The sequence below is a fragment of the Sphingomonas sanguinis NBRC 13937 genome, assembly GCF_001591005.1.
GTDB classification, from domain to species: Bacteria; Pseudomonadota; Alphaproteobacteria; order Sphingomonadales; family Sphingomonadaceae; genus Sphingomonas; species Sphingomonas sanguinis.
This window is the reverse complement of the sequence record NZ_BCTY01000048.1, coordinates 1-15,360: the sequence shown is the minus strand read 5'-3', so window position 1 is coordinate 15,360 and position 15,360 is coordinate 1. Positions and strand designations below refer to the sequence as shown.

At 67.9% G+C, this 15,360-nt stretch carries 16 protein-coding genes; 9 read left to right on the top strand and 7 right to left on the bottom strand.

All coding sequences use genetic code 11. The annotated features are described in order from the left end of the window. The first annotated feature begins 61 nt into the window (after window positions 1-61). From hemC to SSA01S_RS15550, 4 genes are all read left to right on the top strand, one after another. A complete protein-coding gene (gene hemC, locus SSA01S_RS15565; RefSeq protein ID WP_061781105.1) occupies window positions 62-973 on the top strand; it encodes a hydroxymethylbilane synthase in 912 nt (303 codons plus the stop codon). 5 nt (window positions 974-978) lie between these two features. Continuing rightward, a complete protein-coding gene (locus SSA01S_RS15560; RefSeq protein ID WP_061781104.1) occupies window positions 979-1,662 on the top strand; it encodes a uroporphyrinogen-III synthase in 684 nt (227 codons plus the stop codon). Beyond that, on the top strand, window positions 1,659-2,594 hold the full coding sequence (locus SSA01S_RS15555) for a hypothetical protein (RefSeq protein WP_061781103.1): 936 nt from the start codon (window positions 1,659-1,661) through the stop codon (window positions 2,592-2,594). Before SSA01S_RS15560 ends, SSA01S_RS15555 begins: the two co-directional genes overlap by 4 nt. 104 nt (window positions 2,595-2,698) lie before the next feature. Further along, window positions 2,699-3,457, top strand: coding sequence for a hypothetical protein (locus tag SSA01S_RS15550; protein WP_061781102.1), 759 nt, complete (start codon window positions 2,699-2,701; stop codon window positions 3,455-3,457). Window positions 3,458-3,584: 127 nt separating this feature from the next. Here the strand turns inward: SSA01S_RS15550 and SSA01S_RS15545 are convergent, their stop codons facing one another. Next, window positions 3,585-5,897 carry a DNA translocase FtsK gene (locus tag SSA01S_RS15545; RefSeq protein WP_061781101.1) on the bottom strand — a complete coding sequence of 771 codons (2,313 nt, stop codon included), beginning with the start codon at window positions 5,895-5,897 and terminating at the stop codon, window positions 3,585-3,587. A 137-nt stretch (window positions 5,898-6,034) separates the two neighbouring features. On the opposite strand from SSA01S_RS15545, the gene SSA01S_RS15540 reads away from it, so the two are divergent. Both SSA01S_RS15540 and SSA01S_RS15535 read left to right on the top strand, forming a co-directional pair. Next, window positions 6,035-7,249, top strand: a complete 1,215-nt coding sequence (locus tag SSA01S_RS15540; RefSeq protein ID WP_061781100.1) for a UbiH/UbiF/VisC/COQ6 family ubiquinone biosynthesis hydroxylase — start codon at window positions 6,035-6,037, stop codon at window positions 7,247-7,249. Between the two features lie 213 nt (window positions 7,250-7,462). Continuing rightward, a complete protein-coding gene (locus tag SSA01S_RS15535) occupies window positions 7,463-8,026 on the top strand; it encodes an MAPEG family protein (protein WP_061781099.1) in 564 nt (187 codons plus the stop codon). A gap of 186 nt (window positions 8,027-8,212) precedes the next feature. Here the strand turns inward: SSA01S_RS15535 and SSA01S_RS19235 are convergent, their stop codons facing one another. The 4 genes from SSA01S_RS19235 to gltX form a co-directional block, all read right to left on the bottom strand. Beyond that, window positions 8,213-8,380 carry a Trm112 family protein gene (locus SSA01S_RS19235; protein ID WP_007405277.1) on the bottom strand — a complete coding sequence of 56 codons (168 nt, stop codon included), beginning with the start codon at window positions 8,378-8,380 and terminating at the stop codon, window positions 8,213-8,215. Continuing rightward, complete coding sequence (locus tag SSA01S_RS15530) at window positions 8,377-8,982, bottom strand: LON peptidase substrate-binding domain-containing protein (protein ID WP_058752182.1); 606 nt, start codon at window positions 8,980-8,982, stop codon at window positions 8,377-8,379. Before SSA01S_RS15530 ends, SSA01S_RS19235 begins: the two co-directional genes overlap by 4 nt. Before the next feature lie 4 nt (window positions 8,983-8,986). Continuing rightward, window positions 8,987-9,883, bottom strand: coding sequence for a tetratricopeptide repeat protein (locus SSA01S_RS15525; RefSeq protein WP_061781098.1), 897 nt, complete (start codon window positions 9,881-9,883; stop codon window positions 8,987-8,989). A gap of 87 nt (window positions 9,884-9,970) precedes the next feature. After that, window positions 9,971-11,296: a glutamate--tRNA ligase gene (gene gltX, locus SSA01S_RS15520; protein WP_061781116.1), complete on the bottom strand. Its 1,326-nt coding sequence runs from the start codon at window positions 11,294-11,296 to the stop codon at window positions 9,971-9,973. A 98-nt stretch (window positions 11,297-11,394) separates the two neighbouring features. Between gltX and SSA01S_RS15515 the strand changes: the two genes are divergently transcribed. After that, window positions 11,395-12,330 carry a ribose-phosphate pyrophosphokinase gene (locus SSA01S_RS15515; RefSeq protein WP_058717300.1) on the top strand — a complete coding sequence of 312 codons (936 nt, stop codon included), beginning with the start codon at window positions 11,395-11,397 and terminating at the stop codon, window positions 12,328-12,330. Window positions 12,331-12,523: 193 nt separating this feature from the next. On the opposite strand, the gene SSA01S_RS15510 is transcribed toward SSA01S_RS15515, so the two are convergent. Together SSA01S_RS15510 and SSA01S_RS15505 are read right to left on the bottom strand one after the other, a co-directional pair. Next, window positions 12,524-12,856: a pilus assembly protein PilZ gene (locus SSA01S_RS15510; protein ID WP_058752180.1), complete on the bottom strand. Its 333-nt coding sequence runs from the start codon at window positions 12,854-12,856 to the stop codon at window positions 12,524-12,526. A 27-nt stretch (window positions 12,857-12,883) separates the two neighbouring features. Next, window positions 12,884-13,432: a sterol desaturase family protein gene (locus SSA01S_RS15505; RefSeq protein WP_240955013.1), complete on the bottom strand. Its 549-nt coding sequence runs from the start codon at window positions 13,430-13,432 to the stop codon at window positions 12,884-12,886. 177 nt (window positions 13,433-13,609) lie between these two features. Between SSA01S_RS15505 and sucC the strand changes: the two genes are divergently transcribed. Both sucC and SSA01S_RS15495 read left to right on the top strand, forming a co-directional pair. Next, a complete protein-coding gene (gene sucC, locus SSA01S_RS15500; RefSeq protein ID WP_058746346.1) occupies window positions 13,610-14,809 on the top strand; it encodes an ADP-forming succinate--CoA ligase subunit beta in 1,200 nt (399 codons plus the stop codon). 153 nt (window positions 14,810-14,962) lie between these two features. Beyond that, window positions 14,963-15,360, top strand: a 398-nt coding sequence (locus SSA01S_RS15495) for an electron transfer flavoprotein subunit beta/FixA family protein (RefSeq protein ID WP_167348930.1), incomplete at its 3' end; no start/stop codon positions are given.

Sequence of the window (15,360 nt, the reverse complement as noted above, 5' to 3'; positions counted from 1 at the left end):
CATCCCATAGTCCTTCGCAGGACGGTTGTCGAAGGGGGCCCTGTTGCGGCAAAGGCTTCATATGGTTCGTTTCCGGCTCGGTACGCGCGGTTCGCCGCTGGCCCTCACCCAGGCGCATATGGTGCGCGCGGCGCTGGCCGAGGCGCAGGGGTGGAGCGAGGACGCGATCGAAATCGTCCCCATCAAGACCACCGGCGACCGGGTGCAGGACCGCGCGCTGGCCGAGATCGGCGGCAAAGCGCTGTGGACCAAGGAGCTGGACCGCGCACTGTATGATCGCGAGATCGACGCCTCGGTCCATTCGATGAAGGATGTCGAGACGATCCGCCCCGACTGGCTGCACGTCGCCGCGATGCTACCGCGCGCCGATGTCCGCGACCGGCTGATCGGGGTCGAGACCATCGCCGAGCTGCCCCCCGGCGCGGTGATCGGCACCAGCAGCCCGCGCCGCCGCGCGCAGCTGTTGGCGCACCGCCCGGACCTGACCATCGCGCTGCTGCGCGGCAATGTCGACACGCGGCTGGCCGCCGTGGCGAACGGCGATGTCGACGCGACGCTGCTTGCCGCCGCCGGGCTCGACCGGCTGGGCCGCGCGGTCGGCCATGCGGTCCCGACCGACCAGATGCTGCCCGCGCCCGCGCAAGGGGCGGTCGGGATTGAGACGCGCGCCGACGATGCCGCCGCGACCATGCTGATCGCCTCGATCGACCATGCCGAGACCCATGCCTGCGTCATGGCCGAGCGATCGCTGCTCGCCGCGCTCGCCGCCGATTGCCACAGCCCGGTCGCGGCGCTCGCCTCGCTGGCGGGTGAGATGCTGACCCTGCGCGCCGAATTGCTGGCCGAGGACGGATCGGCGCGGGTCGGCGGCTGGGTCGAGGGTGTGCTAGGCGAAGAACTCGGCGCGCGGCTCGCGGTCGATCTGCTCGACCGGTCGCCGCCCGAGGTCCGCCGCCTGTTCGCCGGGGGTTGAGCCCCATGGCGGTGGTCGTCGTCCGGCCCGAACCCGGCCATGCCGCGACGATCGCTGCGCTTCGCGCCGCCGGGCTGGAGCCGCGCTCGCTGCCGCTCTTCGTGACGCGCGCGGTGGATTGGACGCCGCCCGATCCCGCCACCATCGACGCTCTGCTCTTCACCAGCGCGCAAGGCGTGCGGCTGGCGGGGCCGAGCCTTGCGCCGCTCCAGGCGATACCGGTGGTCGCGGTCGGCCCCGCCACCGCCGAGGCTGCACGCGCCGCCGGGCTGTCGGTCGTGCTGACCGGCGCGAAGGATGCCGCCGCCGTGGTCGCGGAGGCGAAGGCCCAGGGGCTGACCCGTCTGCTTCACCTGGCCGGACGCGACCGGGTGGAAACCGGGGCGATGGTGCGGACCGTTTATGCCGCCAATCCGCTGCCGGTGCCCGCCGAGGCGGTGGCCATGCTGGCGGGCGAGACGGTGCTGCTTCACTCCGCCCGCGCCGGGCGGCGGCTGGCCGAATTGGTCGATAGGGCGGGGCTGTCGCGCGCGCGGCTGTCCCTCGTCGCGATCAGCGCCAAGGTCGCCGAGGCGGCGGGTTCGGGCTGGGCGCGGGTCGCCGTCGCCGCCACGCCGCACGACGACGCGATGGTCGCCGCCGCGCGGGCGTTGACCCGGACAGCCGCCACGGGGATAAGCGGGGCATGAGTGATTTCGCGCCGATCGACCGACCGCCCCCGCGCGGCCCCCGTACGGGCGCCATCTTCGCGCTGCTCCTGATCGCCTTTATCGCCGGGTCGCTGCTGATGGCCTATGCGATGCGCCATCTGTCCTGGTTCGGCGGCACCGATGCCACCACCCATCAGGTGGCGACCGCCAAGCCCGGCACCAATGCCGCCCCCGCCAGCGACGCCGCCCATGGTGCCAGCGATCCGGTCGCGCTCGCCACCCGCGAGGCGGCGCTCGCCGCCCAGCTCGCCGCGCTGGAGACGCGCGCCGCGACGCTCGCCACCGACACGACGGCGGCGGGCAGCCAGGCGGGGCGTGCCGAGTCGATCCTGGTCGCCGCCGCCACGCGCCGTGCGATCGATCGCGGCCAGCCGCTCGGCTATCTGGAGGAGCAGCTGCGCGTCCGGTTCGGTGCGACCGCCCCCAGCGCCGTCTCGGTCCTGATCGCCAGCGCACGCCAGCCGGTGACGATCGAGGGGCTGCGCCAGAAGCTCGACGAGCTCGCCCCCGATCTGGTCGTCAATGGCAGCAATGGCTGGTGGGAAGGGCTTCGCCAGGAACTGGGCCATCTGATCGTCATTCGCGAAGCCGGAACCCCCTCGTCCAATCCGACCGAGCGGCTGGCGAATGTGCGCAAGCTGCTGGACGGCGGACAGGTCGAGGCCGCGCGCGCCGAAATCGCCCGCCTGCCCGGCGCCGATGTAGCGCGCGGTTGGCAACATGACGCACAGCGCTATGTCCTGTCGCACCGAGCGCTGGATGTGATCGAGAATACCGCCCTGGTCGCCGCCATCGCCGCGCCGCCCGCGCCCATCGTCACCACCCCGATGGCGGGCACGCCCCCCGCCACGGCCCCCTCGCCACAAGAGGCTCCGACCGCCCAGAACGCGCCGACCAGTCCCACGATCTGATCCCCTCCGGTCGAAAGGCGCCCGGATGCCGTTCGTCGCATCGGCGGGAGCGGAACAGGGGCATGCGGTGTTGATACAGGCATGTTTCCCATCGGAGAGATCATGTGATCCGATCGACAAGCTGGCTTGCCTTCGCGCTGATCCTGCCGCTGACCGCCTGTGGCGGCGGCCAGGAACCGACTGGCGATCAGATGACCAACACCGCCGCGCCATCCTCCGAACGGGAAGCCGCGAGCCCAGGCAACGCTAGCCTGCCCGCGCCGATCAAGACCGCGACTCCGACGCAGACCGATAGTGTCCTGTCCTGCTCGGCCGAGCGCGGCCAGGCGGCGGCGCAGCGGCTGGTAAAGACGTGCGTCGCGGTCTCGCCCGCCACTCATCCGCCGTGCAACGCGGCCAATAGCTGTGCGATCATCGAGGACGAGATCGCGCGCAGCTGTGCGCTGCTGGGCGACGAGGCGGCAACGACGTCCGGTTGCTCGGTCGATCCGAAGAGCGATGCGGCGGCGGTCGCGGTGGTGCGCCGCTATTATTCCGCGATCAACGCGCATGACTATGCCACCGCCTGGACGCAATGGGGGCCGGACGGCCGCCCAGGCCAGCGCTTCGCCGATTTCCAGAAGGGGTTCGCCGACACGCGCGCCACCAAGGTCACGATCGGCCAGATGGGCCCGAGCGAGGGTGCGGCGGGATCGGTCTATGCGACGATCCCGGTCACCGTCGACGCGCAGTTGAACGACGGGCGGCAACAGCGTTTTGCCGGGCAATATGTGGTGCGTCGGGTCAACGACGTGCCGGGTGCGAGCGCCGACAGCCTGCGCTGGCATATCGAGTCGGCAACATTAAAGCCCGTCGCGCCCTGATCACCCCATTCCGGTCGACACATTCTGGTCGGCACAGGGCCCATCGACATCCGGACACGCCCCGCCTTTCCCTCGCCCCTCATGGAGGGGAGAGGGAAAATAGGATCAGCGCGAATATCGATTGGCCCTAGATCGGATGCCCCTCGGTATCGCGCAGGACCTCGCGCCGTCCGACATGGTCCGGTCGTCCGACGATGCCGTCCGTCTCCATTCGCTCGATCAACCGCGCCGCCGAGTTATACCCGATCCGCAACTGCCGCTGAAGCCAGGAGGTCGAGGCCTTCTGGCTCTCGCACACCAGCTGGATCGCGGCGCGATATTGCTGGTCCTCCGCCGAATCCTCACCCGTGGGCGCGCCATCGAGCGCGAAGCTCTCGGCCGGTTCCTCGGTGACCGAGGAGATATAGTCGGGCTGCCCCTGCGCACGCCAGTGATCGGCAACCCGGTGCACCTCGTCGTCCGAGACGAAGGGTCCGTGAACGCGCACGATGCCCTTGCCGCCGGGCATATAGAGCATGTCGCCGCGGCCGAGCAGCTGCTCCGCACCCTGCTCGCCCAGAATGGTGCGCGAATCGATCTTCGACGTCACATGGAAGCTGATACGAGTCGGCAGGTTCGCCTTGATGACGCCGGTGATGACGTCGACCGACGGCCGCTGCGTCGCCATGATCAGGTGGATGCCCGCCGCGCGCGCCTTTTGCGCCAGGCGCTGGATCAGGAATTCGACTTCCTTGCCCGCCGTCATCATCAGGTCGGCAAGCTCGTCGACGATTACGACGATCTGCGGCAGCGGCTCGTATTCGAGCTTTTCTTCTTCATAGACCGGCTGGCCGGTTTCGGGATGATAGCCGGTCTGGACCTTGCGCCCCAAAGGCTGGCCCTTGGCCTTGGCCGCGCGCACCTTGTCGTTGAAGCTGGCGAGGCTGCGCACGCCGACCGAGGACATCTGCCGATAGCGGTCCTCCATCGTCTCGACCGCCCATTTCAGCGCGCGGACCGCCTTGGCCGGATCGGTGACGACCGGCGACAGCAGATGCGGGATGTCGTCATACATCGACAATTCCAGCATCTTGGGGTCGATCATGATCATCCGGCACTGCTCGGGCGTCAGGCGGTAGAGCAGCGACAGGATCATGCCGTTCAGGCCGACCGACTTACCCGAACCCGTCGTACCCGCGACCAGCAGGTGCGGCATGGGCGCCAGGTCGGCGACCACCGAGTCGCCCGCGATATTCTTGCCCAGGATGATCGGCAGCTGCGCGGCCTGATCGGCGAAGCTCTGCGACGCGACCAGTTCGTGAAGCGACACCATCTCGCGCTTGGCATTGGGCAGCTCGATGCCGATGACGTTGCGCCCCGGAATCACCGCGACGCGCGCCGAGATCGCCGACATGTTGCGGGCGATATCGTCGGCCAGCGCGATGACGCGGTTGGCCTTGATGCCGGGCGCGGGTTCCAGCTCGTACATGGTGACGACCGGGCCGGGGCGGACCTCGACGATCGCACCCTGGACGCGGAAATCGTCGAGCACATTCTCCAGCAGGCGGGCATTGCGCTCCAGCGCGGCCTTGTCGATCTGCCCGGCGGGCGAGGGCGGCGCAGGCGTCAGCAGGTCCAGGCTGGGCAGCTGATAGGGCGCGTCGCGGTCGGCCGCCGTCTTGGGCTTGGCGGGGGCGGGCGCGACCTGGCGGTCGGCGATGACGGGGGCGGGACGATCCTCGCGCACCGGCACCGCCTTGCGCGCCAGGGTCAGCGGCTCCTCGTCCTCGTCTTCGTCATAGAGGCCCTCGTCCTCATCGTCCCAGGGCACGCTCTCGCCATCCTCGCTCACCGCGCGACGACGCCGCAACCGCGCGAGGCCCCGCTCGGCGATGTCGAGTTCCAGGCTGCGCCCCCAGATGAGTGCGCCACCGATCCCCAGCGCCAGCCCGATCGCCGCCGATCCCCAGGTGACGACCGCCGCCTGGCCGGTGAAGCCCAGCACCCAGCGGACGAGATTCACGACCGACAGGCCGATCACGCCACCCCATCCGGCGGGCAGCGCCAGCACCGCCGAGTCGGATACGAAGGCCAGCGCGCACGCCATCATCGCCACGCCGATCACCGCCTGGCGCAGCATCCGAACCCAGCGGCCCGCCGGACGGTCGCGCCACAGCCGGGTGCCGATGATCGGCCCGATCGGCAGGATCAGCGCGACGGCGGGCCCGAACAGGGTCAGCGCGATATCGGCGACCCAGGCGCCCGGATGCCCCATCCAGTTGGCCGGGGCCGCGCCCGAGGCGGTGTTGAGCGCCGGGTCGCTCGCCCGGTAGCTGGCAAGCGCCAGCACCAGCATCAGCGTCACGGCGAACAGCACGAGCGCGGCGACCAGCGCACCGCTGCGCACCGCCCCCGCCTTTACCGTCTCGCGCCATAATACCGGCTGCGCGCGGCTGGCCATGGATCGTGTCCTTCAGGAATGTCGCAAAAATCCGGGAAAAATCCCGGAAAATTCATCGCCTCTGGCGGTTCCTACGTCAAGGCGCGGGGGTCGAACCCGCATTGTTTGCGACGGCACGAAGGTCTAGGAGCAGTCCCATGGATAGCGATGTCATCATCCTCGGCGGCGGCCTGGTCGGCGCGACTCTGGGTGTCGGTCTGGCCGCGCATGGCCTGTCTTCGATCATCGTCGATCCGGCCGATCCGGCTGTGGTTCTCGCCCCCGGTTTCGACGGACGCGCCTCGGCTGTCGCCTCGGCCAGCTGGCGGATGCTGGACGCGATCGGCATCGGCGCGAAGCTGGCGGGCAAGGGCTGCGAAATCCGGCACATCCGGGTCAGCGACGGGCTGGAGCCGGGCAAGCTCGATTTCATTCCCGACGCCGATGACGGCGCGCTGGGCACGATGTTCGAGAACAAGCTGCTGCGCCGCGCGATTCACGAAGCCGCGAACGAGGCCGAGCTGGTCGACCTGCGAATGCAGACCCGCGCGGTGTCGGTCGAGCGCGGCCCGGCGGGCGTCACCGCGACCTTGAGCGACGGCACCACCGTCCGAGCGCCGCTGCTGGTCGCCGCCGAAGGGCGCCAGTCGCCGACTCGCGACGCGGCGGGCATCAAGGTCGCGCGCTGGTCCTACGACCACAAGGCGATCATCAGCGCCTTCCATCACGAAGTCGCGCACGAGAATATCGCGTTCGAGATCTTCTACCCCAGCGGCCCGTTCGCGCTGCTGCCCTTGCCCGATGACGAGATCGGCCACCGTTCGGCGATCGTCTGGTCGGTGTCGGGGCGTGACGGCGATGCGATGCTGAAACTCTCCGACCGCGCCTTCCTGGCCGAGGCGGAGAAGAGCATGGGCGGGTTCCTGGGCAAGCTGTCCCACGCGAGCCCGCGTTCTGCCTACCCGCTGGGCTTCCACCGCGCCGCGACGATGACGGGCGAGCGGCTGGTGCTGGTCGGCGACTCGGCGCATGGCATCCACCCGATCGCGGGCCAGGGCGTGAATCTGGGCTATCGCGACGTCGCCGCGCTGGTCGAGGTGCTGGTCGAGGGCAAGCGCACCGGCATGGACCTGGGCGATGCCGCGCTGCTCCAGCGCTATCAGCAATGGCGCGGGCTGGACACGCTGATGGTCTCGGTCGCGACCGACAGCTTCAACCGTATCTTCAGCGTGCCCGGCAAGACCGCCAGCGCGATCCGGCGGCTGGGCATCACCGCGATCGACCATATCCCGCCGCTGAAGAACCGCTTCATGGCCGAGGCGCGGGGCGAGACGGGGCAGTTGCCGCGCCTGTTGCAGGGCGTGATGGTTTAGTTCGGTAGGGCCGCTCCTATTGGAAAAGGGCCCTCCCCAACCCCTCCCGCCTGCGGGAGGGGCTTAGCGCCTGGCCTGAGGCGCGCGTATGCTTAGCCAACAAGCGCTCCCCTCCCGCAGGCGGGAGGGGATGGGGGAGGGTAAGCCGCAAGCTAGGCGCCCGCGTTGACGCCATATGGGATACCAAAAGCTATGTCCGGCGTTTTGCACGCCATGATCCCCGGGCCTGACCATCCCACCCGTCCGCTCCGCCCTCCGATTCGCGACCGCCGCCAGACCGGCGTCGCCAAGGGCATGGCCGCCGCGCTGGCCGTTATCGTCCTGACCCTGTTGCTGGGTGGCAGCCTGGCCCCCGCGCTGTCGCCCACCGACCGGGTGTTGCGCGCAGTGGCGGCTTCCACGGTCGCCGCGCTCTGGCTGGCGGCGGCGATCGGCCATGTCGCGATGCTCCGGTTCGAGTCGCCCGCCGATATCGATGCGGCGGCGAGTGGACGCGGCGACTCGCCGCGGGTCGCCATCGCCAATGCGGTGCTGCGCAACACGCTCGAGCAGGTGGTGCTGGCGATCCCGGCCTATCTGGCACTCGCCTGGGTCGTGGAGGGGTCGGGGGCCATCGTCCCGATGCTCGCCGCGCTGTTCTCGGTCGGGCGGACACTGTTCTGGACCAATTACGCGCGTGGTGCGGTCGCGCGGGCGTTCGGGTTTGCGCTCAGCTTCTACTCCAGCGTCACGGCGCTGGTCATCGTGATGGTGGTGCTGGTGGGAAGGATCATCTGATCCTCCCCGGCATGGGGAGGTGGCAGGCCGCAGGCCTGACGGAGGGGGGCTTCCTCGTAAGACAATAATAGCGGCACGCCCCCTCCACCAGCTTCGTGTTCGAGCGAGATTGTGCCCCCGGCACAATATTGGTCTGCTGGGGGCAGACCAAAGCTCGAACACCCCCTCCCCGTGCCGGGGAGGATTTCAGAGTTCGCGGGCTTCCTCGACCAACATCACCGGCACGCCGTCGCGGATCGGGTAGGCGAGACCCGCCGCCTCCGACACCAGCTCCTGGGCGGCTTCGTCGTAGCGCAGCGGCGTGCGCGTCACCGGGCAGACCAGCCGTTCGAGCAGCCATGGGTCCAGGCTCATTGCAGCGTCACCCGATCCTCGCCGTCATGGCGACCGAAGAATTGCATCAGCTGGATGATCAGCTCGGCACGTTGTTCCAGATCGGGGGCTTCCAGCAGCGCCTGCTTCGCCGCCACGTCGAAGGGCGCGATCTGGGCGATGCCGTTGACCAGGCTCTCGTCGTCCAGCCGCCCAACCGCGTCCCAGTCGACCGCATAGCCCTGAAGATCGGCGAAACGCTTCGACTCCTGCTCCAGCGAGGCACGGCGGCCGAGTGACAGCAGATCCTCGTCGATCACCGGCAGCAGCTCGGCCTCGACCTGACGGAAGGGCGTCGTCACCTCCAGCTCGCGGACGATGCGGAACAGCGAAACGCCCTCCAGCACAAGGTTGTAGCGGCCATCCTCCATCGCCTCGACCTCGGCGATGCGGCCGACACAGCCCATCTGATAGAGCGACGGCTTATCCCCCTCGCCCGAAGGCTGGATCATGCCGATCCGCCGATCACGCGCCATCGCGTCGGAGACGAGCGCCCGATAGCGCGGCTCGAAGATGTGCAGCGGAAGCGGCATCCCCGGAAAGAGGATCGCGCCCGCCAGCGGAAAGATCGAGAGCCGCGCCATGTCCTTATCCGAACAGGATGGCGGACAGGCGCCGCCGCTGCTGCGAGACCCAGGGATCGGTCATGCCGACCACCTCGAACAGCTTCAGGAGTTGCTGGCGCGCGGCATCCTCGTTCCAGGCGCGGTCGGCGGCAACGATGTGGAGCAGATTGTCCGCCGCGCCGTCACGGTCGCCCGCCGCCATCTGCGCATTGGCCAGCGCGAACCGCTTTTCATGATCGTCGGGGCTGGCCGCGACCTCGGCCGCCAGCCCCGCATAGTCCGCCGCCGGTGGAGCGGACCGCGCCAGCGACACGGTTGCGATGGCGCGGTGGATGGCGGGGTCGTTGGCCAAGCCTTGCGGCAGCGCCTCGGTCGCGGCTTCGGCTTCCTCGATGCGCCCTGCACCCAGCAGCGCACGGATATGCCCCGACAGCACGGCGGGATGCTCCGGCGCCATGTCGAGCAGCTGCTGGAAGATCGACACCGCGCGCTCGGCGTCACCGGCCTCCAGCACTTCCTCGCCCATCGCGATCAGCGGTTCCAGCTCGGCCGCCGCGTCCGCCGCCTCCGACTGGATCGGCAACTGCTTGAGCAGCTGGTCCAGCATCGTGCGCAGCGCGCTTTCGGTGCGCGCGCTGGTCAGGTCGGCGACCAGCTGGCCCTGAAACATCGCATAGACGGTCGGGATCGAGCGGATCTGGAATTGGTTGGCGATGAACTGGTTCTTGTCGGTGTCGATCTTGGCCAGCACGACGCCCTTGTCGGCGTAAGCCTCGGCGACCTTCTCCAGCGTCGGGCCCAGCGCCTTGCACGGCCCGCACCATTCCGCCCAGAAGTCCAGGATGACCAGCTTGGTCATCGACGGCTCGACGACATCGCGGCGGAAGGCGGTGACGGCTTCCTTGTCGGCGGGCGACATTCCCAACGTGGCCAAAAGACGCTCCTTTACGTGTTGCTCGGCCCTATGTGGGCGAGCGGGTACGGTAATGAAAGGTGGCGGCGTAAATCAGCCGTTCAGCCGCGCGATGGTGCGCTCGCGCCCGATCAGCGGCAGCAGCGCGGCCATGTCCGGCCCCTGCGCGCGACCGGTCAGGGCCAGGCGCAGCGGCAGGAACAGCGTCTTGCCCTTGCGGCCCGTCGCGTCCTTCAACGCGGCGGTCAGCGCGTGCCAGGGATCACCCGCCCAGTCGATCTGCCCCGCGACCTCGGCCGCCTGCGCCAGATAGGCGCGGTCGTCCTCGGCAGGCTCGGGCGCATCCACGGGCCCTTCGATCACCTGCCACCAGTCGGCGGCCTCCGCGACGGTGTGGAGATTGGGGCGCACCGCCTCCCACTCCGCTGCGCCCATGCCGGTCGGCAAGCGATCGGCGACGGCCTCGAACGGCGTCTGGTGCAGGATGCGCGCGTTCAGCTGCGCCAGCTCCGCCTCGTCGAAGCGCGCGGGGGCCCGGCCGAAGCGCGAGAAGTCGAATCCGGCGATCAGCGGCGCCATGTCGGCGACCGGTTCGACCGGATCGCTCGTCCCGATCCGGGCAAGGAGCGCGCGCACCGCCTGCGGCTCGATGCCGATCTCGCGAAAGTGATCGACGCCCAGCGAGCCGAGTCGCTTGGACAGCTTGCCCTCATTGCCGGTCAGCAGCGCGGCATGGGCGAAGCGCGGCAGCGCGGCCCCCAGCGCCTGGAACATCTGAATCTGCAGCGAGGTGTTGGAGACGTGATCCTCGCCCCGCACCACCTGGGTCACGCCCATGTCGATGTCATCGATCACCGAGGGCAGCATGTAGAGCCATGTCCCATCGGCGCGGCGGATGACCGGATCGCTCATCGTCGCGGAGTCGAAGCGCTGGGGCCCGCGTACCGCGTCGTCCCATTCGATCGCCGCGCCATGATCCAGCTTGAACCGCCAATGCGGGCGAACGCCATCCGCCTCCAGCTTGGCGCGGTCTTCCTCGGTCAGGGCGAGTGCAGCGCGGTCATAGACCGGCGGCAGGCCGCGCCCGAGTTGAATCTTGCGCTTCAGGTCGAGTTCCTGCGCGCTCTCATAGGCGGGGTACACATGGCCGCCCGCGACCAGCTCGGCGAAGCGCGCCTCGTATAAGGCGAAACGCTGCGACTGGCGTACTTCGCTATCGGGGATCAGGCCCAGCCAGGCCAAATCCGCCCGGATCGCCTCGACATAGCGTTCCTCGCTCCGCTCGGCATCGGTGTCGTCGATGCGCAGCAGGAAGCGCCCGCCGGCCTTTTGCGCATATATCCAGTTGTGCAGCGCGGTGCGGATATTGCCGACATGCAGCCGCCCGGTGGGCGAGGGAGCGAAACGGGTCACGGTCATGAGCGCCGCCATAATCGGGGAATCACCTTTGCGCTATTGTGACAGCGCGATTAAGGGGACGCGCATCACTGGACTGTCTGCGGGGACGGGGTACCACCATGAAATTGATGACCGGCAATTCCAATCTGCCGCTGGCGAAGGCGATTTCCTCCTATCTGGAGGTGCCGCTGACCGAGGCGCTGGTGCGCCGCTTCGCCGATGAGGAAATTTTCGTCGAGATCCAGGAAAACGTCCGCGGCGAGGACGTGTTCGTGATCCAGTCGACCGGCTATCCGGTCAACGACAACCTCATGGAACTGCTGATCATGATCGACGCGCTGAAGCGTGCGTCGGCGCGGCGCATCACGGCGGTCATCCCCTATTTCGGCTATGCGCGCCAGGACCGGAAGCCGGGTCCGCGCACCCCGATCTCGGCCAAGCTGGTCGCCAACCTGATCACCGTCGCGGGCGCCGACCGCGTGCTGTCGGTCGACCTTCATGCCGGTCAGATCCAGGGATTCTTCGATATCCCGACCGACAATCTCTATGCCGCACCGGTCATGTCGGCGGACATTCTGGCGCGTTTCAAGAACGACAACCTCATGGTCGTGTCGCCCGACGTCGGCGGCGTGGTCCGCGCGCGCCAACTCGCCAAGCGCCTCGACAACGCCCCCCTCGCCATTGTCGACAAGCGCCGCGAGCGCGCGGGCGAGTCGGAGGTGATGAACATCATCGGTGACGTCGAGGGGCGCTTCTGCATCCTGATCGACGATATCGTCGACTCGGCGGGCACGCTGTGCAACGCGGCCGCCGCTTTGCGCCAGGCGGGGGCGGAGGATGTCGTCGCCTATGTCACCCACGGCGTGCTGTCGGGCGGCGCGGTGGCGCGAGTCGAGGGCTCCGAGCTGCGAGAACTGGTCATCACCGACTCGATCGGCAACCACGAGTCGATCGGTGCGACCACCAAAATCCGCCACCTGCCCATCGCCCCGCTACTGGGCGAAGCGATCAAGCGGATCGCCGATGAGACGAGCGTGTCGAGCCTGTTCGATTGAGGCTTTGACCGGCGCAAATCGCATTCGTTTCGTGCGCGGCTGGCCCCCACCCCAAACCCCTCCCCCCTACCGGGAGGAGGGGCTTAGAAGAAGCGCAAGCCGGTCGAACTAGGCACGCCCCTCCCGCAGGCGGGAGGGGATGGGGGAGGGTCAGATCCAGGCAAGACGTTCTCGGCCCTTGCTCTAGAAAAAGTCAGCGATTCCCCAGGCCGACGATATGCTCGAACACCGCCGGGTGAAGCGGCTTGGAGAACGCACAGCCATATTTGAACCGGTCGCGCCAGGCGATCACCGCCTCCAGCGGGGCGAGGCCCGGCACGGTCAGCCAGACGATCGTGCCCGGCCACAGGGTGAAGCTGGTTTCGGCGCGAAAGCCTTCGGGTGACAGGTCGACCACATCGATCTCGAACCGGGTCTGCCCCTTGTCGCGCAAATGCGCCCGCATCCGCACCGCATGGCGGAGCGAACGGCGAAGATCTTGGCCGGCGACCGGCTCGAATGGCGGCGTAAAGACCGGTTTATCCATAGCGCACCTCCCATATCCCGACGAAGGTTACTTTTCCGCCAACGCCTCCTGCCCTTCGCGCGCGCCGGCCGGGCGGCGGACCCCGGCATGGGCGCGGCGTTTCAATTCGGCCTTGAGCGCTTCGGGCTTCGGCGCGACCAGAAAGCCGAAGCTGACCGTGCCCTTCTTCGTCTCGACGACATGGTGCAGCCGATGCGCCTGGATGATCCGCTTCATATAATCCGACTTGGGCAGATACCGGCTCGGCAGGCGCTTGTGGACGATCACGTCGTGAAAGCCGAAATAAATGGCACCATAGGCCGCGATCCCCGCGCCGATCCAGGTGAAGCCGGTCCACCAGCCCAGCTGCGCGCCGCCCAGGATCATGACGAACGACGGCACCGCGAAGATCGCCGCGTATAGATCGTTCAGTTCCCAGTTGCCGGTGCGCGGCCGATGATGGCTTTCGTGCAGGAACCAGCCCGGCCCGTGCATGATCCAGCGATGCGCCGCATAGGCGAACCCCTCCATGAAGATCACGGTGCCAAGGAACAGGAGAATGCCGAAAGCGAGATGCATGACAGCCTCATAACGCATATGCGCGGATTTTGCGCGCGATTCCCGTCATCGCCTTTGCGGCACGACTCGCCTCGCCGCAAATCGCACTTGCTATGCAGTTGCATTAAAGCCGTTTCGGGGTGGATTTGTCCGCCAGCCTGTGCTTTAGCCGCACCCAATTTCCCTAGAACCACCCGAGAGGCGGAAGGCTAGCGCATGAACATCCACGAATATCAGGCCAAGGAATTGCTCGCCAAGTTTGGCGTGCCCGTCCCCGCCGGCTTCGCCGCGATGACCGTCGAGGAGGCCGTCGAGGCATCGTCCAAGCTCCCCGGACCGCTCTACGTCGTCAAGGCGCAGATCCATGCGGGCGGCCGCGGCAAGGGCAAGTTCAAGGAACTCGGCCCCGATGCCAAGGGCGGTGTCCGCCTGGCCAAGACCGCCGACGAAGTCCGCGCTGCCGCCACCGACATGCTGGGCAACACGCTGGTCACCATCCAGACCGGCGAAGCGGGCAAGCAGGTCAACCGCCTGTACGTGACCGACGGCGTCGACATCGCGAAGGAATTCTACCTCGCGCTGCTCGTCAACCGTGCGACCGGCCGTGTCTCGATGGTCGCCTCGACCGAAGGCGGCATGGACATCGAGACCGTGGCGCATGACACGCCCGAGAAGATCCACTCGATCGACATCGACACCGCGACCGGCTTCATGCCGCATCACGGCCGCGCCGTCGCCGCCGCGCTGGAGCTGACCGGCGACCTCGCCAAGCAGGCCGCCAATGTCGCGTCGAAGCTCTACGCCGCGTTCCTGGGCACCGATGCCGAGCAGATCGAGATCAACCCGCTCGCCGTCACCGAGGACGGCAAGCTGATGGTGCTCGACGCCAAGGTCGGCTTCGACGGCAACGCCATGTTCCGTCACAAGGACCTGATGGAACTGCGCGACACCACCGAAGAAGACGCGATGGAGCTGGAGGCGTCGAAGTACGACCTGGCGTACATCAAGCTCGACGGTGACATCGGCTGCATGGTCAACGGCGCCGGCCTCGCCATGGCGACGATGGACATCATCAAGCTGAACGGCATGTTCCCGGCCAACTTCCTCGACGTCGGCGGCGGCGCGAACAAGGAGAAGGTGACCGCGGCGTTCAAGATCATCCTGAGCGATCCGGCGGTGAAGGGCATCCTGGTCAACATCTTCGGCGGCATCATGCGCTGCGACATCATCGCCGACGGCATTGTCGCGGCGGCGAAGGAAGTGAACCTGCAGGTTCCGCTGGTCGTCCGCCTCGAGGGTACGAATGTCGAGAAGGGCAAGGAAATCCTCGCCAATTCGGGTCTCGCCATCGTCCCCGCCAACGATCTGGGCGACGCCGCCAAGAAGATCGTGGCCGAGGTTCAGAAGGTCGCCTAAACCGCACCTTCGGCCCTAACGGACCGATTTAGAGAGGCTCGGACGGAAACGTCCGGGCCTCTTTCTCGTTGGTCTGGCGGAACACTTGCGATGCGCTCGCAAGGCCGCCAAAGACGGCGAAATGTTTGGCTGTTCGGCCGGGAAGGACCTGCGATGAAAATCGTCGTGCCCGTGAAGCGGGTGTTGGATTATAATGTAAAGCCGCGTGTGAAGGCGGACGGGACGGGCGTCGATCTGGCGAACGTGAAGATGTCGATGAACCCGTTCGACGAGATCGCGGTGGAAGAGGCGATCCGGCTGAAGGAGAAGGGGGCGGCGACCGAGGTGGTCGTCGTCTCGATCGGCGAGCCCAAGGCAGCGGACACGCTGCGCACCGCGCTCGCCATGGGCGCGGACCGGGGCGTGCTGATTACGTCGGACCAGCCGGTGGAACCGCTGGGCGTCGCCAAGCTGCTCGCCAAGGTGGTCGAGGAGGAACAGCCCGGCCTCGTGATCCTGGGCAAACAGGCGATCGACGGTGACAACAACCAGACCGGCCAGATGCTCGCCGG

Coding starts and splice junctions, on each gene's coding strand:
- hemC (WP_061781105.1), top strand. CDS start 62: ATGGTTCGTTTCCGGCTCGGTACGCGCGGTTCGCCGCTGGCCCTCACC.
- SSA01S_RS15560 (WP_061781104.1), top strand. CDS start 979: ATGGCGGTGGTCGTCGTCCGGCCCGAACCCGGCCATGCCGCGACGATC.
- SSA01S_RS15555 (WP_061781103.1), top strand. CDS start 1,659: ATGAGTGATTTCGCGCCGATCGACCGACCGCCCCCGCGCGGCCCCCGT.
- SSA01S_RS15545 (WP_061781101.1), bottom strand. CDS start 5,897: ATGGCCAGCCGCGCGCAGCCGGTATTATGGCGCGAGACGGTAAAGGCG.
- SSA01S_RS15540 (WP_061781100.1), top strand. CDS start 6,035: ATGGATAGCGATGTCATCATCCTCGGCGGCGGCCTGGTCGGCGCGACT.
- SSA01S_RS15535 (WP_061781099.1), top strand. CDS start 7,463: ATGATCCCCGGGCCTGACCATCCCACCCGTCCGCTCCGCCCTCCGATT.
- SSA01S_RS19235 (WP_007405277.1), bottom strand. CDS start 8,380: ATGAGCCTGGACCCATGGCTGCTCGAACGGCTGGTCTGCCCGGTGACG.
- SSA01S_RS15530 (WP_058752182.1), bottom strand. CDS start 8,982: ATGGCGCGGCTCTCGATCTTTCCGCTGGCGGGCGCGATCCTCTTTCCG.
- SSA01S_RS15525 (WP_061781098.1), bottom strand. CDS start 9,883: ATGTCGCCCGCCGACAAGGAAGCCGTCACCGCCTTCCGCCGCGATGTC.
- gltX (WP_061781116.1), bottom strand. CDS start 11,296: ATGACCGTGACCCGTTTCGCTCCCTCGCCCACCGGGCGGCTGCATGTC.
- SSA01S_RS15515 (WP_058717300.1), top strand. CDS start 11,395: ATGAAATTGATGACCGGCAATTCCAATCTGCCGCTGGCGAAGGCGATT.
- SSA01S_RS15510 (WP_058752180.1), bottom strand. CDS start 12,856: ATGGATAAACCGGTCTTTACGCCGCCATTCGAGCCGGTCGCCGGCCAA.
- SSA01S_RS15505 (WP_240955013.1), bottom strand. CDS start 13,432: ATGCGTTATGAGGCTGTCATGCATCTCGCTTTCGGCATTCTCCTGTTC.
- sucC (WP_058746346.1), top strand. CDS start 13,610: ATGAACATCCACGAATATCAGGCCAAGGAATTGCTCGCCAAGTTTGGC.